Source organism: Neisseria bergeri, assembly GCA_003044455.1.
Lineage (GTDB): Bacteria > Pseudomonadota > Gammaproteobacteria > Burkholderiales > Neisseriaceae > Neisseria > Neisseria bergeri.
On record POWY01000020.1, the window covers coordinates 1 to 23,842 of the forward strand.

Annotated in this window: 20 protein-coding genes, 4 tRNA genes and 2 pseudogenes; 13 read left to right on the forward strand and 13 right to left on the reverse strand. The window is 54.8% G+C overall.

Going from position 1 to position 23,842, the window contains the following annotated elements:
• The coding region (locus DBY86_RS13815; protein ID WP_234403453.1) for a hypothetical protein at window positions 1-250 on the forward strand (250 nt) is incomplete at its 5' end.
• Here the strand turns inward: DBY86_RS13815 and DBY86_RS14190 are convergent.
• Window positions 132-820, reverse strand: a pseudogene (locus DBY86_RS14190) (bile acid:sodium symporter family protein). The gene DBY86_RS13815 and the pseudogene DBY86_RS14190 sit on opposite strands and share 119 nt — an antisense overlap.
• A 280-nt stretch (window positions 821-1,100) precedes the next feature.
• Between DBY86_RS14190 and DBY86_RS11995 the strand changes: the two are divergent.
• Window positions 1,101-2,315: an MFS transporter gene (locus DBY86_RS11995; protein WP_107820129.1), complete on the forward strand. Its 1,215-nt coding sequence runs from the start codon at window positions 1,101-1,103 to the stop codon at window positions 2,313-2,315.
• A gap of 310 nt (window positions 2,316-2,625) precedes the next feature.
• Here DBY86_RS11995 and DBY86_RS12005 read toward each other — a convergent pair.
• The 5 genes from DBY86_RS12005 to DBY86_RS12025 form a co-directional block, all read right to left on the reverse strand.
• Window positions 2,626-2,702: transfer RNA gene (locus tag DBY86_RS12005), tRNA-Asp, on the reverse strand.
• A gap of 32 nt (window positions 2,703-2,734) precedes the next feature.
• A tRNA-Val gene (locus DBY86_RS12010) sits at window positions 2,735-2,810 on the reverse strand.
• 39 nt (window positions 2,811-2,849) lie between these two features.
• A tRNA-Asp gene (locus DBY86_RS12015) sits at window positions 2,850-2,926 on the reverse strand.
• A gap of 32 nt (window positions 2,927-2,958) precedes the next feature.
• Window positions 2,959-3,034 (reverse strand) — tRNA-Val (locus DBY86_RS12020).
• 69 nt (window positions 3,035-3,103) lie between these two features.
• Window positions 3,104-5,086: a monovalent cation:proton antiporter family protein gene (locus DBY86_RS12025; protein WP_107820131.1), complete on the reverse strand. Its 1,983-nt coding sequence runs from the start codon at window positions 5,084-5,086 to the stop codon at window positions 3,104-3,106.
• Window positions 5,087-5,234: 148 nt separating this feature from the next.
• Here DBY86_RS12025 and DBY86_RS12030 point away from each other — a divergent pair, with 148 nt between their 5' ends.
• Window positions 5,235-6,074, forward strand: coding sequence for an RnfABCDGE type electron transport complex subunit B (locus DBY86_RS12030; protein WP_107820132.1), 840 nt, complete (start codon window positions 5,235-5,237; stop codon window positions 6,072-6,074).
• Between the two features lie 200 nt (window positions 6,075-6,274).
• Complete coding sequence (gene gap, locus DBY86_RS12035) at window positions 6,275-7,306, forward strand: type I glyceraldehyde-3-phosphate dehydrogenase (RefSeq protein ID WP_107820133.1); 1,032 nt, start codon at window positions 6,275-6,277, stop codon at window positions 7,304-7,306.
• A 248-nt stretch (window positions 7,307-7,554) separates the two neighbouring features.
• On the opposite strand, the pseudogene aat reads toward gap, so the two are convergent.
• Window positions 7,555-8,282: pseudogene (gene aat, locus DBY86_RS12040) on the reverse strand (leucyl/phenylalanyl-tRNA--protein transferase).
• Between the two features lie 69 nt (window positions 8,283-8,351).
• The gene (gene fur, locus DBY86_RS12045) at window positions 8,352-8,786 is read right to left on the reverse strand and encodes a ferric iron uptake transcriptional regulator (protein WP_002216289.1); all 435 of its coding nucleotides are present in this window, start codon (window positions 8,784-8,786) and stop codon (window positions 8,352-8,354) included.
• A gap of 226 nt (window positions 8,787-9,012) precedes the next feature.
• Between fur and DBY86_RS12055 the strand changes: the two genes are divergently transcribed.
• Together DBY86_RS12055 and dapB are read left to right on the forward strand one after the other, a co-directional pair.
• Window positions 9,013-9,390, forward strand: a complete 378-nt coding sequence (locus DBY86_RS12055) for an outer membrane protein assembly factor BamE (protein ID WP_107820134.1) — start codon at window positions 9,013-9,015, stop codon at window positions 9,388-9,390.
• 9 nt (window positions 9,391-9,399) lie between these two features.
• Window positions 9,400-10,209 (forward strand): 4-hydroxy-tetrahydrodipicolinate reductase, encoded by an 810-nt coding sequence (gene dapB, locus DBY86_RS12060; RefSeq protein WP_107820135.1) that lies wholly within the window; start codon window positions 9,400-9,402, stop codon window positions 10,207-10,209.
• 262 nt (window positions 10,210-10,471) lie between these two features.
• On the opposite strand, the gene DBY86_RS12065 is transcribed toward dapB, so the two are convergent.
• Window positions 10,472-10,882: a hypothetical protein gene (locus DBY86_RS12065; protein ID WP_107820136.1), complete on the reverse strand. Its 411-nt coding sequence runs from the start codon at window positions 10,880-10,882 to the stop codon at window positions 10,472-10,474.
• 222 nt (window positions 10,883-11,104) lie between these two features.
• On the opposite strand from DBY86_RS12065, the gene DBY86_RS12070 reads away from it, so the two are divergent.
• From DBY86_RS12070 to DBY86_RS12085, 4 genes are read left to right on the forward strand one after another with little or no spacing between them, the layout of a single operon-like run.
• A complete protein-coding gene (locus DBY86_RS12070) occupies window positions 11,105-11,494 on the forward strand; it encodes a DUF596 domain-containing protein (protein WP_002216284.1) in 390 nt (129 codons plus the stop codon).
• Between the two features lie 10 nt (window positions 11,495-11,504).
• A complete protein-coding gene (locus DBY86_RS12075) occupies window positions 11,505-11,867 on the forward strand; it encodes a hypothetical protein (RefSeq protein WP_107820137.1) in 363 nt (120 codons plus the stop codon).
• 17 nt (window positions 11,868-11,884) lie between these two features.
• A complete protein-coding gene (locus DBY86_RS12080) occupies window positions 11,885-12,187 on the forward strand; it encodes a hypothetical protein (RefSeq protein WP_107820138.1) in 303 nt (100 codons plus the stop codon).
• Between the two features lie 58 nt (window positions 12,188-12,245).
• Window positions 12,246-12,641 (forward strand): hypothetical protein, encoded by a 396-nt coding sequence (locus tag DBY86_RS12085; RefSeq protein WP_234403452.1) that lies wholly within the window; start codon window positions 12,246-12,248, stop codon window positions 12,639-12,641.
• Here DBY86_RS12085 and DBY86_RS13440 read toward each other — a convergent pair.
• Genes DBY86_RS13440 through DBY86_RS12095 form a run of 3 tightly spaced genes read right to left on the reverse strand, consistent with a single transcriptional unit; the run spans window position 12,630 to window position 15,008 of the window.
• The gene (locus DBY86_RS13440) at window positions 12,630-12,788 is read right to left on the reverse strand and encodes a hypothetical protein (RefSeq protein WP_199901104.1); all 159 of its coding nucleotides are present in this window, start codon (window positions 12,786-12,788) and stop codon (window positions 12,630-12,632) included. The two genes, DBY86_RS12085 and DBY86_RS13440, sit on opposite strands and share 12 nt — an antisense overlap.
• Window positions 12,772-13,968: a lipid-A-disaccharide synthase gene (lpxB, locus tag DBY86_RS12090; protein WP_107820139.1), complete on the reverse strand. Its 1,197-nt coding sequence runs from the start codon at window positions 13,966-13,968 to the stop codon at window positions 12,772-12,774. Before lpxB ends, DBY86_RS13440 begins: the two co-directional genes overlap by 17 nt.
• A 47-nt stretch (window positions 13,969-14,015) precedes the next feature.
• Window positions 14,016-15,008 carry an RluA family pseudouridine synthase gene (locus DBY86_RS12095; RefSeq protein ID WP_107820140.1) on the reverse strand — a complete coding sequence of 331 codons (993 nt, stop codon included), beginning with the start codon at window positions 15,006-15,008 and terminating at the stop codon, window positions 14,016-14,018.
• Window positions 15,009-15,501: 493 nt separating this feature from the next.
• Between DBY86_RS12095 and DBY86_RS12105 the strand changes: the two genes are divergently transcribed.
• Complete coding sequence (locus DBY86_RS12105; protein WP_107820144.1) at window positions 15,502-18,261, forward strand: Rne/Rng family ribonuclease; 2,760 nt, start codon at window positions 15,502-15,504, stop codon at window positions 18,259-18,261.
• 552 nt (window positions 18,262-18,813) lie between these two features.
• On the opposite strand, the gene pdxA is transcribed toward DBY86_RS12105, so the two are convergent.
• The gene (gene pdxA / locus DBY86_RS12110; RefSeq protein WP_107820141.1) at window positions 18,814-19,803 is read right to left on the reverse strand and encodes a 4-hydroxythreonine-4-phosphate dehydrogenase PdxA; all 990 of its coding nucleotides are present in this window, start codon (window positions 19,801-19,803) and stop codon (window positions 18,814-18,816) included.
• A gap of 158 nt (window positions 19,804-19,961) precedes the next feature.
• Here pdxA and DBY86_RS12115 point away from each other — a divergent pair, with 158 nt between their 5' ends.
• Entirely contained in the window at window positions 19,962-21,389 is a 1,428-nt protein-coding gene (locus tag DBY86_RS12115) for an alanine/glycine:cation symporter family protein (protein ID WP_107820142.1), read from the forward strand.
• A 276-nt stretch (window positions 21,390-21,665) separates the two neighbouring features.
• Window positions 21,666-23,561 (forward strand): tRNA uridine-5-carboxymethylaminomethyl(34) synthesis enzyme MnmG, encoded by a 1,896-nt coding sequence (mnmG, locus tag DBY86_RS12120; protein ID WP_107820143.1) that lies wholly within the window; start codon window positions 21,666-21,668, stop codon window positions 23,559-23,561.
• Window positions 23,562-23,842 lie beyond the last annotated feature (281 nt).

Here is a 23,842-nt window from a genome sequence, read left to right on the forward strand (position 1 = left end):
TGCTACGACCCACCCTACATCCTCCCCTGCACAACACCTTACGACCGCTGAAAAAATTTCAGGCGGCATTTTTGCCAAATGCAAAAATATCCCGTCATTCCCGCGAAAGCGGGAATCTAGCCCTTTGAGTTTCAGCCGTCTCCGACAAATTGCCGCAACGTTAAGTTTCCAGATTCCCGCTTTCGCGGGAATGACGGGATATTTTTGCATTTGGCAAAAATGCCGCCTGAAATTTTTTCAGCGGTCGTAAGGTGTTGTGCAGGGGAGGATGTAGGGTGGGTCGTAGCAACTGTATTTTTCACCCCCTCGGGCAAAAATACAGTTGCTACGGCACTGAACCGGAACATCCCACAACCGTCCATATCCACCGTCTGACCGGTCAGGCAGGTCATCCACAAAGGCGTGACGGCCGGAGCCGGCACCGTGGACACCGTCGTCATCCCGACTGAAAACGCCACATCGCCTTTGGCAAGGAAGCCCATAATATTGGACGACACGCCCCCACCAACACCAGCCCCAAAGTCAGCCCAGGCGAAAGATCGAACAGCTTGGCAATACCGATGGCGAGCAGCGGCATCACGGTATATTGCGCCGCCGCACCGATAAACACATCCAAAGGACGCTGCGCCAAAATCCGGTAGTCCTCCCTGCCCAAAGTCATCCCCATACCCAGCATAATGATGCCCGACACCAAAGCCTGAACATCGCTCCTGACCCATACAAACGAAACCTGTCCGATAAACGCAACCGCCGACGCAAGCAAAATGACCAAAGCCGTAAACCGCGTCAGGTTGCGGCTCAAACCAATCAGAAAACCCATCACACACGCCTCCCGAAACGGCGCACCTTGCGCCGGGCATCATTGCCGCCCGTGCAAAACCGGCCGGCGGCTCGCACCGTCCCCGCCCGACCTGTTGTACTAACCGGAATTAACAAATACGGCACAAATATTAACCCGAACCGCAAATGCCCATTAAGCCCTTTCAGACGGCATTTGCCCGTACCTTCGAGCTAGCTATATCCAAAGAATCAGGAATTATTTAGCCCGAATCATCCGGTTTGTTAAAATCCGCAAAATTAACCGACTCAAAATACACATTATGACGCACACCGCATCGAAAACACCCAAACTCTGGGCGGTCATTGCCGCCGCCGCATTCATCCTGCTGATTACCATCGGCATGAGGATGACGCTCGGACTGTTCGTCCAACCCGTCGTCAACACCACCGAATTGAGCATTGCCCAATTCAGCCTCATCATCGCCGTTTTCCAACTGATGTGGGGCATATCGCAACCATTGTCCGGCGCGCTTGCCGACCGTTTCGGCGCGTTCAGGGTATTAAGCGGCGGTGCCGTCCTGCTCGTCTGCGCCTGCCTGATTGCCCCCAACATCCCGACTTATTGGGGGCTGATGATTGCCGTCGGGCTACTGCTCGCATTCGGCACAGGCTCAGGCGGTTTCTCCATCATTATGGGGCAGGTTGCCGCCCAAGTCCCCGCACACAAACGCGGCTTGGCATCCGGACTGGTCAACGCAGGCGGTTCGGCAGGACAATTCCTGTTCGCACCGCTGGTTCAAGGACTCGTCGTCCTGCCCGAAGTCGGCTGGACGGGTACATTTTACGTTTGGGGCGCAATCGCCCTGCTGATTCTGCCCGTCTCATGGTGGCTTGCCGGCGGCAACAACACCGCCCACACCCAACACGCCCAAGCCACACACGGACAAAGCCTCGGAGAAGCAGTCAAAACCGCCTTCAAAACCCCAAGCTACATCCTGCTGCACCTGAGCTTTTTCGCCTGCGGCTTCCACATCGCCTTTCTCGTAACCCACCTACCCACGGAAGTCGCCCTGTGCGGACTGCCCGCCACCGTCGCCTCGACATCCATCGCCATCATCGGACTGGCAAACATCGCCGGTTGCGTGTTCTCAGGCTGGTGCACAAGCCGCGTTCGGGGCAAATACGTCCTGTTCGGACTGTACACCTCGCGCGCCGCGATGATACTCATCTACATTTTTTCGCCCAAGACCGACTTTAATTTCTATATTTTCGCCGCCGCACTCGGATTCACATGGCTCGCCACCGTCACGCCGACCGCCTCCATTACCGGCAAACTCTTCGGCACGCGCTACCTCGCCACCCTGTTCGGACTGACGATGCTCAGCCACCAAATCGGCGGATTCCTCGGCTCATACATCGGCGGCATCGTCATCACACAATTCGGCGACTACGGCTGGATGTGGTACGCCGATGCACTGCTGGCCGGAACTGCCGCCCTCCTCAACCTCCCCATCCGCGAACCCGAAACCGCCTGACAAAAATGCCGTCTGAAACCTTCAGACGGCATTTTCAAAAACATCCGACATATCCGCCGACATTTCAACCCACAAAACGGCAAGAAAGAAAGCCATAAAATCCGCAAGCATCCTCCTGCCCATTGATACGACAGTAAGCAACATCAGAACAGCACGCAACAACTGTCCGAATCCGTATCGGAAATACCATCCAATGATAAAAAACCGGATTAAAACGGCAATATCCGGGCAAAACAGACCCAAAACAGACAAACCCATCAAATCGGGCAGACGAAAAAATACCGACCCTAAGGTCGGTATTTTCAATACTTGGCGCGGCGGACGGGGCTCGAACCCGCGACCCCCGGCGTGACAGGCCGGTACTCTAACCAACTGAGCTACCACCGCGCATCCATTGTTTGCAACAATGAAAGGAAACTTGGTGGGTGATGACGGAGTCGAACCGCCGACATTCTGCTTGTAAGGCAGACGCTCTACCAACTGAGCTAATCACCCGTGTATAAAAAATACCGACAGAGTCAGTATTGTGAAACTTGGCGCGGCGGACGGGGCTCGAACCCGCGACCCCCGGCGTGACAGGCCGGTACTCTAACCAACTGAGCTACCACCGCGCATCCATTGTTTGCAACAATGAAAGGAAACTTGGTGGGTGATGACGGAGTCGAACCGCCGACATTCTGCTTGTAAGGCAGACGCTCTACCAACTGAGCTAATCACCCCTGCGATTTGCGAAAACGTTATTAGACCAAATAATCGGCCTTCATGCAAGCATTATTTGACCGGTCTATTCAATCGCCTTGCAAACTCCAGTTTTCAAACGAAATAATTTCATCCTTTTTGCCGACGACGACCAATATGTCTCCGCCTTCCAAAACAAAGGAAGGAACGGGATTTTCAATCCTCGCGGTACGGCGGCGGACGAACAGCAGTTTGATGCCGTGCCTGTCCAAAGGCAGTGCGCCGATTGTTTTTCCGACAGCATAAGCCTCTTGCACCAAAGAAAAAGCATGGCGGCAAACCGTTTTTCCGTTTTCACCGAATCCCGCTTCGTCGTCGCTGCCGACAAACAGCCCCTCTAACGCGGCATAACGGCTGTGGCGGATATTTGCCATCGTCTGATAGACGTGCCGGTACGACGCGCCGTTGCCCAACATCGCATAGCCTGCCAGCACGAGTCCGGTTTCTTTAGTGTCGGACACAGCCTCTTCCGCGCCCATATCGGTAAACGTTTTCACATAATCGTCGTCGGTGGCGCGCGCATACACAGGCATATTGGGATACATGGACAGCACATTGTCTAAAACGTGTTGCGTTTCGTGCATATTGTTGAGCGTAACCACCACCATTTTCGCCCGTCCCAGACCGGCGGCTTCCAATACTTCCCTGCGTTTCGCATCGCCGAACGACACCGGCTCGCCCGCACTTCTGGCTACCTGCACGCGCGCAATGTCCAAGTCGAGCGCGAAATACGGAATATCCTCTTGGGCAAGGACGCGCCCGACCGTCTGCCCGCCCCTGCCGAAACCGACAATCAGCACATGGTCGGACTTGCTCATGGTTTCTACCAGCATACTGTGCAGATCGAGCGACTTCATGTCCCAGCTCGACTTGACCAAACGTCCGACCAGCGCATCGCTGCCGCCCAAGAGGAAGGGCGCGATAATCATCGACAGCAGAACCGCCGCCGTCGCCGCCTGTTCCAATTCGGGCGAAACCATATCAAGCTGCCCGGCAATGGCCAACATCACGAAGCCGAACTCGCCGCCTTGCGCGAGATACAAAGCCGTTTTGAGGCTGTCGCCGACCGAATGTTTCATTTTGAAGGCAATGGCAAACACAACCAGTGCCTTCAACACCAGCAGCATTGCCAACAGCATCAATACCTGCCGCCAGCCGCCGACCAATGCCTGAATGTCCAGCTTCATGCCGACCGTGATAAAGAAAAAGCCGAGCAAGATGTCGCGGAACGGACGGATGTCGTCTTCCACCTGGAAACGGTATTCCGTTTCCGAAAGCAGCATGCCGGCAACGAATGCGCCCAACGCCATAGACAAACCTTCCAGCTCAGTCAGATAAGCCACACCCAAAGTTACCAGCAGAACATTTATCATAAACAGTTCAGACGACTTGCGTTTGGCAACTAACCTGAACCAGCGCGACATGACTTTGCTGCCGACAACGAATAATACGCCCAGCGTAATCAGCATTTTCAATCCGGCAAGGCCTAGTGCCACCCACAGGCTGCCTTCCCCGCCATTCCCCGACAACGCAGGAATCAGAATCATCAGCGGAACAACGGCAATATCCTGCATCAACAACACGCCCATCGCCATCTGACCGTGCGGCTGCCCCAATTCCGTCTTTTCCGACAAAATCCGGCTCACAATCGCCGTGGACGACATCGCCAACGCGCCCGACACGGCAAACGCCCAATTGAACGGCACGCCCGTCAGCATCAGTATGCCCATTACCGACAGCATCGTAATGCCGACCTGCAAACCGCCCAGACCGAACACCAGCCGCCTCATCGCCCTCAATTTGGGCAGCGAGAACTCCAAACCGATGCTGAACATCAGGAACACAATCCCGATTTCGCCCAAATAATCCGTCGCATGGCTTTTCGGAATCAGGCTGAGCATACCGGGTCCCGCCAAAAAGCCCACCAGCAGGTAACCCAGCATGGAGGGAATGTTAAACTTACGGCACAGGATCACCGTAATGACCGACACCAGCAAAACAATCACAATAGGAGCAAGCGAAAATTCGTTCATAGGCCGTCCGAACAGGAAAAACAGACAAAATGCCGTCTGAAACGGCATACGCCGCCGCATTATAACAAAACACTACACATCGTCCGAAACAGTTGCGGCATACAATTCTGCTAAAATACGCCCTTTCGATTTTGAGCCGCACACCGACATGACCGCCACAGCCGCCGCCATAGACCGCCTGCTTCCCCAAACCCAATGCCGCGAATGCGGCTACGACGGCTGCCTGCCCTACGCACAGGCAGTCGCAACAGGCGAAGCGTACAACCTCTGCGCCCCGGGCGGTGAGGCCGTCGTCCGCGACCTTGCCGCCCTGCTCGGCAAACCCCTTGTCGCACCCGCCAAAACCCAAGCCAAAGCACTCGCCCAGATAGACGAAACCGCCTGCATCGGCTGCACCGCCTGCATCCGCGCCTGCCCTGCCGATGCCATTATGGGCGCGGGCAAACTTATGCACACCGTCATCGCCGACGAATGCACCGGCTGCGGACTCTGCGTCGCCCCCTGCCCCGTGGACTGCATCCATATGCAGCCCGTTGCCGACACCGTCCTGCCGCGAGCGCGCCGTTTCAGCCTGTCCGCCGACAGCCGTTTTGCCGCCGCCGAACACGCGCGTGCGCGCTACCTCAAACGCAACGAACGCAAACAGCGCGAAGCCGACGAACGCAAAGCCATGCTTGCCGAACGCGAAGCCGCCGTCCGCAACGCGCGTCCGCAAACGCCCGACACACCGGAAAAACCGTCGTTCAACCCCGCCGACCTCATCGCCAAAGCCATGGCAAAAGCGCAAACCCAACAAGACCGCCTCGTTGCCGCCGACAACCGCCAAGGCTATCAGGCAAAACAGATAGCCGAAGCCCGCGAACGCGCCGAGTTGCGCCGCGCCCAACGCGATATGAAATACGGCAGCGACAGCGAAAAAGCCGCCGCCCTCGAATACCTCAAGCAATACAAAGCCAAACAGGAAACCGCACAAAACACCGCCTCCTGACCCTTCCCCGAAATGCCGTCTGAAAACCGTTTCAGACGGCATTTTATCAAACTCTCCGTCCGCCGCACCCGTGCCGTCCGCACCTTACCGCCCACCCTTCCGGCTGCGCTGTTTTCAATAAAATATTAATTACACGCCACTACAAATTTGCTATAATCCGCCCCGAAAATCTACCCAACCCCCCAACAAAGGAACAAACCATGGGCATCAAAGTCGCCATCAACGGCTACGGACGCATCGGCCGCCAGGTTTTGCGCGCCATCTACGACTACCAGATTCAAGACCAGCTCCAAATCGTCGCCGTCAACGCCAGCGGCAGCCTTGAAACCAACGCCCATCTGACCAAATTCGACACCGTACACGGACGTTTCGATGCCGACGTATCCCACGACGGCGGCCACCTCATCGTCAACGGCGACAAAATCCCCTTCTTCTCGACCCGCAACCCTGCCGAACTGCCGTGGAAAGAACTCGGTGTCGATTTGGTTATGGAATGCACCGGCGCGTTCACCAGCAAAGAAAAAGCCAAAATCCACCTCGAAAGCGGCGCGAAAAAAGTCCTCATTTCCGCACCGGGCGGCGACGATGTCGATGCAACCGTCGTGTACGGCGTGAACGACAGCGTCCTGACCGCCGACATGACCGTCGTCTCCAACGCTTCCTGCACCACCAACTGCCTCTCGCCGGTTGCCAAAGTGTTGAGCGAAAGCGTCGGCATCGTCAAAGGCGCGATGACCACCATCCACGCGCTGACCAACGACCAAACCGTTACCGACGTGCGCCACAAAGACCTGCGCCGCGCCCGCAGCGGCGTGGAAAACATGATTCCGACCAAAACCGGCGCGGCAAAAGCCGTCGGTTTGGTCCTGCCCGAATTGAAAGGCAGACTCGACGGACTCGCCATCCGCGTGCCGACCGTCAACGTATCCTTGGTAGATTTGAGCTTCCAAGCCGCGCGCGACACCACAGTCGAAGAAATCAACGCACTGATGAAAGCCGCCTCGGAAGCAGGCGCGCTCAAAGGCGTTTTGGGCTACAACACCCTGCCATTGGTTTCCATGGACTTCAACCACACCACCGAAGCCAGCCACTTCGACGCAACGCTGACCAAAGTCGTCGACGGCAATATGGTCAAAGTGTTCGCTTGGTACGACAACGAATGGGGCTTCAGCTGCCAAATGCTGAACACCGCACGCCGTATGTTCGGACTTGAAGTGCGCCCGCTCAAATAAGCAACAAACCGTCAAACAAAATGCCGTCTGAAACCCGATGTTTTCAAGTTTCAGACGGCATTTTTCACCGTGATTTTACCCGGCTGTCGTCATTTCCAATTTTATAGTGGATTAAATTTAAATCAGGACAAGGCGACGAAGCCGCAGACAGTACAAATAGTACGGCAAGGCGAGGCAACGCCGTACTGGTTTAAATTTAATCCACTATAATCCACCATATTTGAACCTGACCGAAGCATAAGCCGCCATCAAAGCCCCTTGCACGCCACTTCGCGCCGCCCGATTTCCTCTTTCAACGGCACGGCGTTCAACATCCGCAGACGTTCGGCAAAATCCGCAAACGGCAGCAGCTCCGAACCGAAACGGCGCATATGTTCCGTGTCCTGCTGGCAGTCTATCAGTCCCACGCCCAAATCCGCCAAAAACGGCACGGCGCAGGCAAACGCGATTTTTGACGCATCCGACTGCAACGCAAACATCGACTCGCCATAAAACACGCTGCCGATCTGCACGCCGTAAAACCCGCCCGCCAACCTCGTTTTACCGTTTTCATCGGGATAATGGCACTCGAACGAATGCGCGAGTCCCATTTCGTGCAGCTTCAAATATGCCGTCTGAAACTCGGGCGCAATCCAAGTCCCGTCCTGATTCGGGCGCGCCGCTGCCGCACAATGCGCGACCACTTCCGCAAAACAGCCGTTGACCGTAACCCGATAGCTGCCGTTGCGCAGCGTTTTCGCCAGCGAGCGCGGAACGTGCAGACGTTCGGGAACAATTACCGCACGCGGGCCGAGACCGCATACCAAAAAAACCAACCGTCCCGCGAAAACCAAGGAAACACGCCGTTCCGATACGCCTCGAGCAGCCGCCCCGCATCCAAATCGCCGCTCACGCCGACCAGCCCGTCGCACCGGGCCAAAGCATAGGCAGGATCGGGAAAGGCATAATTGTCAGGGGCAAGCAGCGGAATACGCATGGCAGTTCTCCAAAAACACAGACGGCATCCAAAATCATGAATGCCGTCTGAACAACAAACCGTCCGGATTTAACGTTTGCCCTTGGCCTGACAGTCGCTGCACACGCCGTACATATAAAGCGCGTGATCAACGATGCGGTAGCCGTTTTCTTCCGCGATTTTGTCCTGCAGGGCCTCGATTTCGGGATTGTGGAACTCCGTAACCTCGCCGCACTTCACGCAGACGATGTGGTCGTGGTGGTCGCCCTTGTCCAACTCATAAACCGCCTTGCCCGTTTCAAAATGGTGGCGTTGCAGAATGCCCGCCTGCTCAAACTGGGTCAGCACACGGTAAATCGTTGCCACACCGATTTCCACACCCTCTTCCAACAAAATACGGTACACATCCTCGGCACTCAAATGCTCTTCCGCATGAGTCTCGAACAAATCCAAAATCTTCAAACGCGGACCGGTAACTTTCAGTCCACTGTCTTTCAGTTGCGCAATGTTGCTGAATTTTTCCATAATATTCAATATCCCTGTAAAATAATAGACGCTATAATACGCAATTTCAGCCTGCTTGCCCACTATCACACCATAGCAGTTTGCAATAGCAAAACCGCAACGGCGGACGGGCAGTCGGACACAGACAGGGTGAAATACCGCTTAAGCGTATGATTATCGTTCGCTTTTATAAAATATTCAAGCAGTGCTACACTAGACATCCCGATTTGCACAGAAAGGTTCTCTCGTGAACAAAACCCTCATACTCGTCCTTTCCGCCCTGTTCAGCCTGACCGCGTGCAGCGTCGAACGCGTTTCACTGTTCCCCTCGTACAAACTCAAAATCATACAGGGCAACGAACTCGAACCCCGCGCCGTCGCCTCCCTCCGCGCCGGCATGACCAAAGACCAAGTCCTGCTACTGCTCGGCAGCCCCATGTTGCACAACGCATTCCATACCGACCGCTGGGACTATACCTTCAACACCTCCCGCAACGGCATCATCAAAGACCGCAGCAACCTGACCGTCTATTTTGAAAACGGCGTACTCGTCCGCACCGAAGGCGACGCCCTCCAAAATGCCGCCGAAGCCCTCCGCGCGAAACAAAACACAGACAAACCATAAGGAACACACATGACACCGCTCAAAATCGCCATCGCCGGCGCAAACGGCCGTATGGGACGCGTATTGGTTGAAGCCGTCAACAACCATCCCGACACCGTCCTTTCCGGCGCGCTCGAACACTCAGGCTCAGAAACCCTCGGGCTGGACGCAGGCTACGCCGTCGGACTCAAAACCGGCATCGCCATTTCAGACGACGTTGACGCCGTTCTCGCACAAAGCGACGTACTCATCGACTTTACCCGCCCCGAGCCGACCCTCAAACACCTGCAAAAATGCGTTGAAAAACAAGTCAACATCATCATCGGCACAACAGGCTTCGACGATGCGGGCAAAGCCGCCATCCAAGCCGCAGGCGAAAAAACAGGCGTTGTCTTCGCCGCCAACTTCAGCGTCGGCGTCAACCTCACCTTCCACATCCTCGACACCGTCGCCCGCGTATTAAACGAAGGCTACGACATCGAAATCATCGAAGGCCACCACCGCCACAAAGTTGATGCCCCCAGCGGCACCGCATTACGCATGGGTGAAGTCATCGCAGGCGCGCTCGGCCGCGACCTCAAACAATGCGCCGTTTACGGCCGCGAAGGCCACACCGGTCCGCGCGATCCGTCCACCATCGGCTTTGCCACCGTCCGCGCAGGCGACATTGTCGGCGACCACACCGCCCTCTTCGCCACCGACGGCGAACGCGTGGAAATCACCCACAAAGCCAGCAGCCGCATGACCTTTGCCGCCGGTGCCGTCCGCGCCGCAGTTTGGGTAAACGGCAAAACGGGGTTGTACGATATGCAGGACGTACTCGGGCTGAACAACCGTTAACCCCCATACAAAATGCCGTCTGAAAAGATATTTTCAGACGGCATTTTGCCGACAGGCTCCGTATCGGCATATCAATGTTTCAACACACAGGACGACACATAAAGCGTCGCCCTATGTGTTGCCCTGATTCGGAAGGGGTTACGCCCCTCCCAAATAAAGTCTGATTCTACCGCCCCGAAGGACAGATGTCCGAGTGGCGGGGTTTCAACCGAAAAGGAAATACGATAAAGTTGCCTGCGCAGCATAACAAGTTACGGCTCGTTTAATTAAAACTCTCCTGATCTAAAAATTCTAACTCTATTTCCCGGCAAACTATATCTATGCTAAAACCGGTCGGAAGATCATACCTACCGCCTATCAATTCCAGCGCACCTCCATAATCCCAGATTTCATCATCTTGCTTTAATTCGCCAAGCTCCAATGTATTATCGATATTTATATCTTGGCTCTTTGTAGCGTATCCATATCTAAATTTTAGATAGCTGAACTGCTTGAATTTAATTTTTACCCAGTCTGAATAACTGGGGGTAGGGAGCTCTTGAGGTAAATCTGGATAATCCACACAATTGACGATGATATGAAATTCATCGTTTTTCAAAGTATAGTTTAATAGAGTGCCCTCATATATATACAGAAATTGATAATCTTTTCTTGGAATAGTATAAGTTGTCATATTATTTTACCTTTTCAAAAACAATGGTTTTAAGATTTTTTGAGTCCAAGTTGGTTCCACTACTCTTATGAAATTTCAGTTGTTTAAACTCTTCCTTCATTTTAAGGAATTTTTCAACTAGCCGAGAACAAACTGGAGCAAAATGGACGATTGAGTTTAGGAATCAACCTGATTCAGTACGTGGGCAAAGATTAGAATTAAAATTTAGATAAAGGTTACGTTATGAATGTGAAGATAAAATATAATCTTTTAGAATATTGTGAATATTTAGGTGGTATTTTTGGTGTTTATAAAAATTATTTAAATATGGATATCAAAGATCCAAATTTAAAAATTAGATTTTTTGATTTTTTGGAAGAACTTTTATCAGATGGTGTTATTGAATTATGCGATTATCGTGAAAATCCTCCAAAAATATTAACTGGTTCGCCAAAAACACAGGTAGATGAATTAAGAAGAATTTGGCCGGATATGGAAGAGATGTTGCTATATTTTCCAGATAATCCTTGGTTTTATGTAGAACATTTTTGGTGGGGAGCAACATGTCCTATTGAACTGACACAATTGCCTAAAATAGAAATTTACGAAGAACAAATGAAACAAGGTAAGTAAGCGTATCGGTATGGCCGATCAGATGTTCTCCGAAATCGGCGCATGCCATGAGCGTTTGAAACCGCTGGCCGTACTGGCTGACGGCATTGCCGGCAGCGTTATGGAACAGCTTCCGGACGAGCTGAAGCTGCTTTTCGGCAACGTGCCGTTTGATGAATACCTGATCAGCAAAGGCAGGGATAAAACCGCTAAGGAAATCAAACGATTGGGGTTTAATAAAGCAGTCGGCCTTAACAACGCGCTCAAAGTATTGAAGGCTTTTATTAAAAGCTGGATTAAATACAGCGCGGCAGACCGAAAATTAAGAATGTGTATTGTTACGGCACAAGCCCGTTGGCGTTCAAAAGTCGAAATCGAACTGCTGGGCTTGTAACCGCAGGGGGGGCAGGTATGAGGGGTAAGTGGACTCTGCTGTTTTTGCATTGGATATGGGAAAAAGTGGTACCGGAAAGCATCCGCAACAGCAAGCCGGCGCGGTGGGTAGCCAACCATAGAAAGCTCACTATCTGGGTAATTGTGACAGTATGGATCAACTTCTTCCCCGATACTTACGAATACGACATTATTCCTGAAGGGAGATACAGCCATTGGCATGTCGATCATCCGTTGTATCCCTATACCCGATTTCTGCTTCCCCTTATTCTCGGTGCGGTTTTTCTTTTCATTCCGCCCGATCCGCCCGAAAAGAAATAGTAACCTGCATATAAGCAGCCTGAAATCTTTCAGGCTGCTTTTTTATTGGAGAACCCAAATGGCAAAACAAAAAACTGTAACCGTCGGCTGCAAACTGCCCAACGGTCTGATTATCGAAGTCGGCGGCAAGTCGGTAGAGTTGAACGGCGCAAACGCTTCCAACATCATCGGCGGACACGGCATTACCTACAACGTGGATGCCGACCTGTTCAATGCTTGGATGAAAGCGCACCAAGACCGCGATATGGTAAAAAACGGCTTCGTTTTCGCCCACGAAGATGCCAAGGACACCAAAGCCGAAGCGCGGGAAAAGACCGACGCGGAAGCCATCTTGAAAAGGACGCAACACCTGCTGATTCTGCACCGCGCCTACAAGCTGCTGGCGATGGATGCTGAATGGGATGTTAGTATAAGCTATAATCATAAATCATATATAACAAAATTAATCAGTTAACGGACCATTATATTTTAACCTTAATCCCATTCGGGCCAGTTCTGCTTCATTTGGAATTCCTCTTAAATACTTATTGTTTGATGTGCCATTAATCACAATTTCTCCCCCTTTTTTTATAATATGTGCTGCTTCAGGAAGATAATCCATTAACCGCCCAACATCCCGCCTCTTCCAAAACCGCGCGCGCGGCCAAATCCGCCGTATCTTTTTTCAACAGTAGGTGCAACGCCCTGAAATCCCGTTGCAGCGCGGCAACCTTATCGGGGTGTTCGTACCAGTCCGCCAACGCCGCCGCCAGTTTTTCCGGTTTTGCTTCAGATTGCAATAATTCCGGCACGGCCTCCTTACCCAACAGGATATTCGGCAGGCCGACATGCGGCACTTTGATTTTGCGTTTCACATAAGCATAGGTCAGCGGCGAAATCTTGTAGCTGATGACCATCGGACGCTTGCACAGCGCCACCTCCAAAGTCGCCGTACCGCTCGTTACCAGCACCGCATCCGCCGCCCTGCACACCGTTTCAGACTGTCTGTCGGTTACCGTCAGCGGCAATCCGGCAAACTCCGGCCGCTGCAAAACTTCCGCCAAACGCCGCTTCGTCGCCTCAGTTGCGGCAGGCAGCAGGAAGCGTGCGGCAGGATAGCGTTTCAACAACAATAATGCCGTCTGAAAAAACACCGGCGCCATATAATCGATTTCGCTGACGCGGCTGCCGGGCAGCAAGGCGAATACGGGGATGCCGGCATCCACGCCCAAAGTTTGCCGCGCCGTTTTACGGTCGTCTTCCAAGGGCATAAGCTGCGCCATCGGATGACCGACAAACTCCGCACGTCCGCCCGCATCAAGATAAAGCTGCGGCTCCATCGGGAACAGGCACAGCACGCGGTTGACCTGATGCACGATTTTGCCCACACGTTCCCGCCGCCACGCCCAAACCGACGGGCTGACATAATGCACGGTCGGAATGCCCGCCCGTTTCAGCTTTTCAGCCACACCCAAATTGAAATCGGGCGCATCGATACCGACAAAGACATCAGGTTTCAACGACAGCAAATCCCGTACCAGCCCCCTGCGTATCCGTAAAATTTCCGGCAGCCGCCTGACCACTTCGACAAAGCCGCGCACCGCCAGCCTCTCCTGATCATAAAGGCTCTCGAAACCTTCCGCCTTCATCAGTTCCCCGCCGATGCCGGTAAACCGCGCCTGCGGGCAACGCTTTCGGATGGCGCGTATCAGGTGCGCCCCCAACAGGTCGCCCGACGCTTCGCCGACACTGACGGCAATCAAAGGGCTTTTTTTATCAGCCATATTCGTCTGTCCCCACATACTTTCACGTCCCGATGCCGTCTGAAGGCTTCAGACGGCATCGGGGTTCACATTTTCGTCCCGTTTTCCAACATCACCGCAAACTGCGCCAAGTCCGGCGGCAGCTCCGCCTTCAACACCAGCGGCTCACCCGTGAGCGGATGGTTCAAGTGCAGCTCGGACGCGTGCAAAAACATCCGCTTCAAACCCAACTTCTGCAAACGACGGTTCGCCTGATAATCACCGTAGCGTTCGTCGCCCGCAATCGGACAGCCTTGAGATTGCAGGTGGACGCGGATTTGGTGCGTGCGACCGGTTTTCAGCGTTGCCCGCACCAAAGTCAGGTGCGACAGCCCGACACCGTGCAAAATGCCGTCTGAAAAACGGCTTAACACACGGAACACCGTATGCGCAGCCTGCCCGTCCTCGCTGACGCGTACCATCTTTTCGCCTTGTGCGCCGGTATATTTGAACAGGGGCAGTTTGACATGGAAATTGTCGTCCGGCAGTTTGCCCATCCCCAGCGCAAGGTAGATTTTTTTGGGGTGGTCGTTACGGATGGCTTCGTGAAGTTTGACGAGCGCGCTGCGTTTCTTCGCCACCATCAACAAGCCGCTCGTATCCTTGTCCAAACGGTGGACCAACTCCAAATACTTCGCCTCCGGACGGGCGCGGCGCAACTGCTCGATAACCCCGAAACTCACGCCGCTGCCTCCGTGTACCGCCACGCCGGAAGGCTTATTGACCACCAGCAGCGCGTCGTCCTCATACACCATCTCAAACGCACGCGCCGGTACGGCGGCACACCTTTCAGACGGCATCTTGCGCTCCGCCACGCGCACAGGCGGAATCCGCACCGTATCTCCCTCCGCAATACGGCTGTCCGGTTTGCAGCGTTTCTTGTTCAACCGCACCTCGCCGGCGCGGATAATACGGTGGATATGGCTCTTGGGCACGCCCTTGAGGATTTTTATCAGATAGTTATCAAGGCGTTGCCCCGCCTCGTGTTCGGCAACCCCTATCAGGCTGACCGAACCTTTGCTTATTTCGTGCGTTTTCATCTATAATCCGAACATCCGTTTCAGCAAAAAGCGCGCCCGCCGCGCCCCCTGAAACGGTTTACTTTAAAACGGAATTTTATATTAAAAACGCACTCCGCAAAGCATTTTCCCTGCGCCTGTTCCAAGCCGGCAGGCGCAGAACGTAATCAAGTTTGAATTGATTTTGCCGTTTCGGCGCGGAAGTAAGACGGCAGCGGGGTCCCAAGTCCCGAACGCAAACCGCCCGAAAACACAGGCATCACGATAACAAGAAGAAGCCGGCACCCATTTTTCCGACCATACCGCTCGGAACGCGGCAGACAGACCGCCGCATCGATCTTTATAGCCTTCTTTATCCGACACTTCCGCACACGGTTCTCCGGAACGTGCATCCCTGCGGATTTTCAACTCAAAAACTGATTACCGGTTTTATCCGAAGACATCGGAAAACCCAGCCTTACGGAATGCCGAACCGGACCGGCGCGCCCGAATGCCGCCCGTCCACGAGGTGATCATGAAAAGAATGTTATTCAACGCAACGCAGGCCGAAGAGCTGCGCGTTGCCATCGTCGACGGACAAAACCTGCTGGATTTGGACATCGAAACGCTGGGCAAAGAACAGCGCAAAGGCAATATCTACAAAGGCATCATTACCCGCATCGAGCCGTCGCTGGAAGCGTGTTTCGTCGATTACGGAACCGACCGCCACGGCTTCTTGCCGTTTAAAGAAGTCTCCCGCTCATACTTCCAAGACTACGAAGGCGCGCGCGCGCGCATTCAGGACGTGCTCAAAGAAGGCATGGAAGTCATCGTCCAAGTCGAAAAAGACGAACGCGGCAACAAAGGTGCGGCGCTGACCACCTTCATCAGCCTCGCAGGACGCTATCTCGTACTGATGCCCAACAATCCGCGCGGCGGCGGCGTGTCCCGCCGTATCGAAGGCGAAGAGCGTCAAGAACTCAAAGCCGCTATGACGCAACTCGACATTCCGAACGGCATGAGCATCATCGCCCGCACCGCAGGCATCGGCCGCAGCGCGGAAGAGTTGGAATGGGACTTGAACTACCTCAAACAACTCTGGCAGGCGATTGAAGAAGCAGGAAAAGCGCATCACGACCCCTACCTGCTCTTTATGGAAAGCTCGCTGCTCATCCGCGCCATCCGCGACTATTTCCGCCCCGACATCGGCGAAATTCTGGTGGACAATCAAGAAGTTTACGACCAAGTTTCCGAGTTCATGAGCTACGTCATGCCGGGCAATATAGGCCGTCTGAAACTCTACGAAGACCACACGCCGCTGTTTTCCCGCTTCCAAATCGAACACCAAATCGAAAGCGCGTTCTCGCGCAGCGTCAGCCTGCCTTCCGGCGGCGCGATTGTGATCGACCACACCGAAGCCCTCGTCTCCATCGACGTGAACTCCGCACGTGCCACACGCGGCGCGGACATCGAAGACACCGCTTTCAAAACCAATATGGAAGCCGCCGAAGAAGTCGCCCGACAAATGCGCCTGCGCGACTTGGGCGGTTTGGTCGTCATCGACTTCATCGACATGGAAAATCCGAAACACCAGCGCGATGTGGAAAACGTCCTGCGCGACGCGCTCAAAAAAGACCGCGCCCGCGTGCAAATGGGCAAACTGTCCCGCTTCGGACTTTTGGAATTGAGCCGCCAACGTTTGAAACCGGCTTTGGGCGAAAGCAGCCATGTTGCGTGTCCGCGCTGTGCCGGCACCGGCGTCATCCGCGGCATCGAATCCACCGCCCTACACGTTTTGCGCATCATTCAAGAAGAAGCAATGAAAGACAACACCGGCGAAGTACACGCACAAGTGCCCGTCGATGTCGCCACCTTCCTGCTGAACGAAAAACGCGCCGAGCTGTTTGCGATGGAAGAGCGTTTGGATGTCAACGTCGTCCTGATTCCGAACATCCACCTCGAAAATCCGCACTACGAAATCAATCGCATCCGCACCGACGACGTAGAAGAAGACGGCGAACCGAGCTACAAGCGCGTTGCCGAGCCTGAAGAAGACGAATCCGCCAAACCGTTCGGCGGCGAAAAAGCCAAAGCCGCCCGTCCCGAACCCGCCGTCAAAGGCGTGCGCCACACCAGCCCCGCCCCGACTGCCGCCCCCGAGAAAAAAACCTCCTGGTGGGACAGCTTCAAAGCATGGCTCAAACGCATTTTCGGCGGCAGCGAAACCCAAGCCGCGCCCGCTGCCGAAACCTCCGAAAAACGCAGCACGGCAAACCGCAGCGGCAGCCGCGCCAACAACCGCCGCCAAAACCCGCGCCGCAGCAAACGCGAAGGCAGCAAAGTAGAAGTCCGCGAAGTGGCAGGCAAAACTGCCGGACAGGAAGCGCGTGCCGACAAAGCCGAAACGCGCAACAACGGCAACCGCCGCCGCAACGAACGCGGCAACCGTGCCGCCGAACGCGCCAACGAAGCGGAAATCCAAGACCGCAACGTACAGCCTGCCGCACCCGTTGCAGATGGCGCACCGTCCGAAACCGAAGTGCAGACCGGCAAACGCCGCCGCAACGGCAGCCGCAGCGAACGCGGCCAAACCACGCCGGAAACAGCCGCCGTTGCCGAAACAGCCGTTCAGACAGCGGAAGACACGCCGTCCGAACCGCATACCGCAGAAGACAAAGGCAGCAAGCCCAAATCCGAACGCAACCGCCGCGAACGCGACAGCCGCGATGCCAAAGAACGCCGCGAACGCAACAATCAGCGCGACCGCCGTCAAAACGGCAAAAAACGCAATATTCCGTCTGCCGCCAAAATCGAGCAGTACCTGAATATTCACGACACCGCCGACAAAGTCCGTTCCGCCGCCGCACACGTTTTCGGCGAAACCGACGCAAACGCGCCGATTACCGTCAGCATTGCCGATCCGCTCATCGCCACACCCGTTCAGACAGCATCTCCCGCCGTTTCAAACAACGACGCACTGGTTTATGATGCGGCGGAAAAAATCCGCCGTGCCGCCGCCGCCATCCTTCCCGAAGGCGTAGCACCGAAAGCCGAAGCACAGGAAATGCCGTCTGAAACCGCAACCTTTACGGCTGCGGCGGAACAGGCACGGGAAACCGCACAAACCGGCGGACTCGTCCTGATCGAAACCGACCCTGCCGCATTGAAGGCATGGGCGGCACAACCCGAAGTCCAAGCCGGACGCGGTTTGCGCCGTTCCGAACAGCCCAAGCCGTCTGAAGCCGCAATCGTCCCTGCCGAAGAAATGATCCAAGTCGAAACCCGGCAAGGCTGAACCGACGGCGGCAAAAAGAGGTTCTGTTTCGCAGAACCTCTTTTTTACATAGATTCGGATACCTGCAATGCCGTCTGAAACTTCGTCATTCCCGTCATTCCCGCAACCTTTCGTCATTCCCGTCATTCCCACCACATTCCGTCATTCCCGTGAAAACGGGAATCTAGAACCTCAAACTTTCGGATAACCTTTGAATATTGCCGCTGCCTTAAGGTCCGGATTCCCGCCTGCGCGGGAATGACGGTTTAGAAGTTGCCCGAAACCTCAAAAAAAAACCAAAACCGAACAAACCGGATTCCCGCAACATTCCGTCATTCCCGTGCTTACCGCCACATTCCGTCATTCCCGTGAAAACGGGAATCTAGAACCTCAAACTTTCAGATAATCTTTAAATATTGCCGCCGCCCAAAGGTCTGGATTACCTCAACATTCCGTCATTCCCGTGAAAACGGGAATCTAGAACCTCTAAACTTTCAGATAATTTTTGAATATTGCCGCTGCCTTAAGGTATGGATTCCCGCCTGCGCGGGAATGACGGGTCTTTTATCATCTTTAAAGGCTGCCGCGCGCCATTTCGACGGCGGTCTCCACGGCAGTTATCAGGCTGCCGGAATCCGCCCTGCCGGTTGCCGCCAGATCAAGCGCGGTGCCGTGATCGACGGAGGTGCGGATAAAGGGCAGCCCCAGCGTGATGTTCACGCCCTGTCCGAAGCTGTGGTATTTCAACACGGGCAGCCCTTGGTCGTGGTACATCGCCAATACGGCATCCGCACCTTCGAGCATAAACGGTTGGAACAAGGTATCCGCCGGATACGGGCCGGCAAGGTTTATCCCTTCGCGGCGCAGGTTTTCCAATGCGGGGATAATGGTGTCGGTTTCTTCGTGTCCGAGGTGTCCGCCCTCGCCGGCGTGGGGGTTGAGTCCGGCAACGAGGATTTTGGGATTTTTGATGCCGAATTTGTGTTTTAAGTCGTGATGCAAAATGCGTGCGATGCTTTCAATCAACGGCCGCGTAATGGCGGCGGCAACGTCTTTCAGCGGCAGGTGGGTCGTTACGAGGGCGACGCGCAGGCCTTTGCCGGCAAGCATCATGACAACCTGCCCCGTGCCGCTTTTTTCCGCCAGATATTCGGTGTGTCCGCTGAAAAAACCTGTGCTTGCGCGCGCGTCATTGATGATGCCTTTGTGCAGCGGCGCGGTAACGATGCCGTCGAAAATGCCGTCTGAAATGCCTGTGAGCGCGGTGTCTAGAAGTTGCAGCACATAGGCGGCGTTGGCGGGATTGAGTTTGCCCGCCTCAACCGCTTCGGCGGTCGGGATGTGCAGCACTTCCAGCTCTCCGTATGCCGCGCCGTCCCCGACCGGATCGAAATCGCGCAGGACGACGCTTTTGCCCAAGGCTTCGGCGCGCGCGCGCAACAGGTTTTTGTCGCCCAATACCGCGCAGCGGCAGGGCAGGCGTGCAAATGCCAAGTCCAAACAAATATCGGGGCCGATGCCGGCGGGCTCGCCCGAGGTAACGGCAAAAACAGGCTGTTTCATCGTGTCTGCTCCAAACAAAATGCGATTCTAACGCCGCAGGCGCGCGGCGATGTAAATTTTTCTGATTTTGTTGACAATCTGCTAGAATAGGCGTTTACAAAATTTAAACCCTGCTTACATACCGCCATATGTGCGGGTTTCAACTTTAAGGAAGCAATATGAACGGAAACTTTACCGAATGGCTGCACGGCTGGGTCGGCGCCATCAACGATCCGATGTGGTCGTACTTGGTCTATATGCTTTTGGGCACGGGGATTTTCTTCACCGTCGCCACGGGTTTTGTCCAATTCCGCCTGCTCGGACGCAGCATCAAAGAAATGCTCGGCGGTCGCAAACGGGGGGACGACCCTCACGGCATCACGCCGTTTCAGGCATTTGTAACCGGACTCGCCAGCCGCGTGGGCGTGGGCAACATCGCGGGCGTGGCCATCGCCATCAAGCTCGGCGGGCCGGGCGCGGTGTTTTGGATGTGGGTAACCGCCTTAATCGGTATGAGTTCGGCGTTTGTCGAATCTTCGCTGGCGCAGCTGTTTAAAGTCCGCGACTACGACAACCACCATTTCCGGGGCGGCCCCGCCTACTACATCACGCAAGGCCTGGGGCAGAAATGGCTGGGCGTGTTGTTCGCCTTGAGCCTGATTTTCTGCTTCGGCTTTGTGTTTGAAGCGGTTCAGACCAATACCATCGCCGATACCGTCAAAGCGGCGTGGGGCTGGGAGCCTCATTATGTCGGCGTTGCCCTGGTGATTTTAACCGCGCCGATTATCTTCGGCGGCATCCGGCGCGTATCTAAAGCGGCGGAAATCGTCGTGCCCCTGATGGCGGTTTTATACCTCGTCATGGCACTCTTCATTATTGTTACCAATATTTCCCTGATTCCCGACGTATTCGGTCAGATTTTCGGCAACGCGTTTAATGCCGAAGCGGCGGGCGGCGGCTTCCTCGGAGGCCTGATTTCAACCACCATGATGATGGGCATCAAACGCGGCCTGTATTCCAACGAGGCGGGTATGGGTTCCGCGCCGAACGCCGCCGCCGCCGCCGAAGTGAAACACCCTGTTTCGCAAGGGATGATTCAAATGCTGGGCGTGTTCGTCGATACCATCATCGTCTGTTCGTGTACCGCCTTTATCGTCCTGATTTACCAACAGCCTTACGGCGATTTGAGCGGTGCGGCACTGACGCAGGCGGCGATTGTCAGCCAAGTGGGGCAATGGGGCGCGGGCTTCCTCGCCGTCATCCTGTTTATGTTTGCCTTTTCCACCGTTATCGGCAACTATGCCTATGCCGAGTCCAACGTCCAATTCATCAAAAGCCATTGGCTGATTACCACCGTTTTCCGTATGCTGGTTTTGGCGTGGGTCTATTTCGGCGCGGTTGCCAATGTGCCTTTGGTATGGGATATGGCGGATATGGCAATGGGCATTATGGCGTGGATCAACCTCGTCGCCATCCTGCTGCTCTCGCCACTGGCATTCATGCTGCTGCGCGATTACACCGCCAAGCTGAAAATGGGCAAAGACCCCGAGTTCAAACTTTCCGAACATCCGGGCCTGAAACGCCGCATCAAATCCGACGTTTGGTAAATCCCGCCCTTACCGGAGCCGCTTCCCCGCGAAGCGGCTTTTCCCTTTCTGCGCACTGTATAGTGGATTAACAAAAATCAGGACAAGGCGACGAAGCCGCAGACAGTACAAATAGTACGGCAAGGCGAGGCAACGCCGTACTGGTTTAAATTTAATCCACTATAAAAACAGGGCGAACAAGCGTACAATCCCAACCCTTTACTTTTGAATCCATTTCGTTTTTCAGACGGCATCCTGCTTGGAATGCCGTCTGAAACACCGTCAGGCAATACACACATGACCCACATGATTTACCCCAAAACCTACGACGTCATCGTCGTCGGCGGCGGCCACGCAGGCACGGAAGCCGCGCTTGCCGCCGCACGCATGGGCGCGCAGACGCTTTTGCTCACACACAATATCGAAACGCTCGGACAAATGTCGTGCAACCCTTCCATCGGCGGCATCGGCAAAGGGCATTTGGTGCGCGAACTCGACGCGCTCGGCGGCGCAATGGCGTTGGCGACCGACAAATCAGGTATCCAATTCCGCCGCCTGAACGCCAGCAAAGGCGCGGCAGTGCGAGCCACGCGCGCGCAGGCGGACCGCATTTTGTACAAAGCCGCCATTCGCGAAATGTTGGAAAACCAAGAAAACCTCGACCTTTTCCAACAAGCCGTCGAAGACGTAACGCTCGAAGGCGAACGCATCAGCGGCGTGGTTACCGCGATGGGTGTGGAGTTTAAAGCACGCGCCGTGGTGTTGACCGCCGGCACGTTTTTGTCCGGCAAAATCCACATCGGTTTGGAAAACTACGAAGGCGGCCGCGCCGGCGACCCCGCCGCCAAATCGCTCGGTGGTCGCTTGCGTGAATTGAACCTGCCGCAAGGCCGTCTGAAAACCGGCACGCCGCCGCGTATTGACGGACGCACGATTGACTTTTCCCAACTGACCGAACAGCCCGGCGACACGCCCGTTCCGGTAATGTCCGTGCGCGGCAACGCCGATATGCACCCGCGCCAAATGTCCTGCTGGATTACGCATACCAACACGCAAACCCACGACATCATCCGTTCAGGCTTCGACCGCAGCCCGATGTTTACCGGCAAAATCGAAGGCGTGGGCCCGCGTTATTGTCCGTCTATCGAAGACAAAATCAACCGCTTCGCCGACAAAGACAGCCACCAGATTTTCCTCGAACCCGAAGGTCTGACCACGCACGAATACTACCCCAACGGTATCTCCACCAGCCTGCCGTTCGACATCCAAATCGCCCTCGTCCGCAGTATGAAAGGTTTGGAAAACGCCCATATCCTGCGCCCCGGCTACGCCATCGAATACGACTACTTCGACCCGCGCAACCTCAAGGCCGGCCTCGAAACCAAAACCATTGCCGGACTGTTTTTCGCCGGGCAAATCAACGGCACGACCGGCTACGAAGAAGCCGCCGCGCAAGGTCTGCTCGCCGGTGCGAACGCCGTGCAATACGTCCGCGAACAAGACCCGCTCCTGCTGCGCCGCGAACAAGCCTACCTCGGCGTATTGGTGGACGACCTCATCACCAAAGGCGTGAACGAACCCTACCGCATGTTCACCAGCCGCGCCGAATACCGCCTGCAACTCAGGGAAGACAACGCCGATATGCGCCTGACCGAAGACGGCTACAAAATCGGCTTGGTGGGTGAAGCGCAATGGCGTATGTTCAACGAAAAACGCGAAGCCGTCGAACGCGAAATCCAACGTTTGAAAACAACGTGGTACGCGCCGCAAAAACTCGCCGAAAGCGAACAAATCCGCGTGTTCGGACAAAAACTCAGCCGCGAAGCCAACCTGCACGACCTCCTGCGCCGCCCCAACCTCGACTACGCCGCGCTGATGACGCTAGAAGGCGCGATGCCGTCTGAAAACCTCGCCGCCGAAGTGGTCGAACAAGTCGAAATCCAAGTCAAATACCAAGGCTATATCGACCGCCAAAACGAAGAAATCGACAGCCGCCGCGACATCGAAACCTTAAAACTGCCCGACGGCATCGATTACGGCAAAGTCAAAGGCTTGTCGGCAGAAGTACAGCAAAAGCTCAACCAGCACAAACCCGAAACCGTCGGGCAGGCAAGCCGCATTTCCGGCGTAACGCCTGCCGCCGTCGCACTGCTGATGGTGCATTTGAAGCGTGGGTTTAAAGGAGCGAAGTAAGGTTTAATCCGAATAAAGGCAAAGGCCGTCTGAAACTTTCAGACGGCCTTTTTTAATAATTTTCAAAAGAACAAAAACATAAAAACTGATGACAGAGTAAAATACGTTACACAAAACCTATGACAGACAAAGGAATAATATGGAAACTCAAGCTGAGACCTTTGCAAAATTCCTTTTCCCCCAACAGCCGAAACCCCCCAACACAGGTTTTCGGCTGTTTTCGCCACCAATCACTCCTAATTTTACCCAAATACCCCCCTTAATCCTCCCCGGATACCCGA

Excerpts from the sequence above, each read along its gene's own strand:
- DBY86_RS11995 (WP_107820129.1), top strand. The coding sequence starts at position 1,101 with ATGACGCACACCGCATCGAAAACACCCAAACTCTGGGCGGTCATTGCC.
- DBY86_RS12025 (WP_107820131.1), bottom strand. The coding sequence starts at position 5,086 with ATGAACGAATTTTCGCTTGCTCCTATTGTGATTGTTTTGCTGGTGTCG.
- DBY86_RS12030 (WP_107820132.1), top strand. The coding sequence starts at position 5,235 with ATGACCGCCACAGCCGCCGCCATAGACCGCCTGCTTCCCCAAACCCAA.
- gap (WP_107820133.1), top strand. The coding sequence starts at position 6,275 with ATGGGCATCAAAGTCGCCATCAACGGCTACGGACGCATCGGCCGCCAG.
- fur (WP_002216289.1), bottom strand. The coding sequence starts at position 8,786 with ATGGAAAAATTCAGCAACATTGCGCAACTGAAAGACAGTGGACTGAAA.
- dapB (WP_107820135.1), top strand. The coding sequence starts at position 9,400 with ATGACACCGCTCAAAATCGCCATCGCCGGCGCAAACGGCCGTATGGGA.
- DBY86_RS12065 (WP_107820136.1), bottom strand. The coding sequence starts at position 10,882 with ATGACAACTTATACTATTCCAAGAAAAGATTATCAATTTCTGTATATA.
- DBY86_RS12070 (WP_002216284.1), top strand. The coding sequence starts at position 11,105 with ATGAATGTGAAGATAAAATATAATCTTTTAGAATATTGTGAATATTTA.
- DBY86_RS12075 (WP_107820137.1), top strand. The coding sequence starts at position 11,505 with ATGGCCGATCAGATGTTCTCCGAAATCGGCGCATGCCATGAGCGTTTG.
- DBY86_RS12080 (WP_107820138.1), top strand. The coding sequence starts at position 11,885 with ATGAGGGGTAAGTGGACTCTGCTGTTTTTGCATTGGATATGGGAAAAA.
- DBY86_RS12085 (WP_234403452.1), top strand. The coding sequence starts at position 12,246 with ATGGCAAAACAAAAAACTGTAACCGTCGGCTGCAAACTGCCCAACGGT.
- DBY86_RS13440 (WP_199901104.1), bottom strand. The coding sequence starts at position 12,788 with ATGGATTATCTTCCTGAAGCAGCACATATTATAAAAAAAGGGGGAGAA.
- lpxB (WP_107820139.1), bottom strand. The coding sequence starts at position 13,968 with ATGTGGGGACAGACGAATATGGCTGATAAAAAAAGCCCTTTGATTGCC.
- DBY86_RS12095 (WP_107820140.1), bottom strand. The coding sequence starts at position 15,008 with ATGAAAACGCACGAAATAAGCAAAGGTTCGGTCAGCCTGATAGGGGTT.
- DBY86_RS12105 (WP_107820144.1), top strand. The coding sequence starts at position 15,502 with ATGAAAAGAATGTTATTCAACGCAACGCAGGCCGAAGAGCTGCGCGTT.
- pdxA (WP_107820141.1), bottom strand. The coding sequence starts at position 19,803 with ATGAAACAGCCTGTTTTTGCCGTTACCTCGGGCGAGCCCGCCGGCATC.
- DBY86_RS12115 (WP_107820142.1), top strand. The coding sequence starts at position 19,962 with ATGAACGGAAACTTTACCGAATGGCTGCACGGCTGGGTCGGCGCCATC.
- mnmG (WP_107820143.1), top strand. The coding sequence starts at position 21,666 with ATGACCCACATGATTTACCCCAAAACCTACGACGTCATCGTCGTCGGC.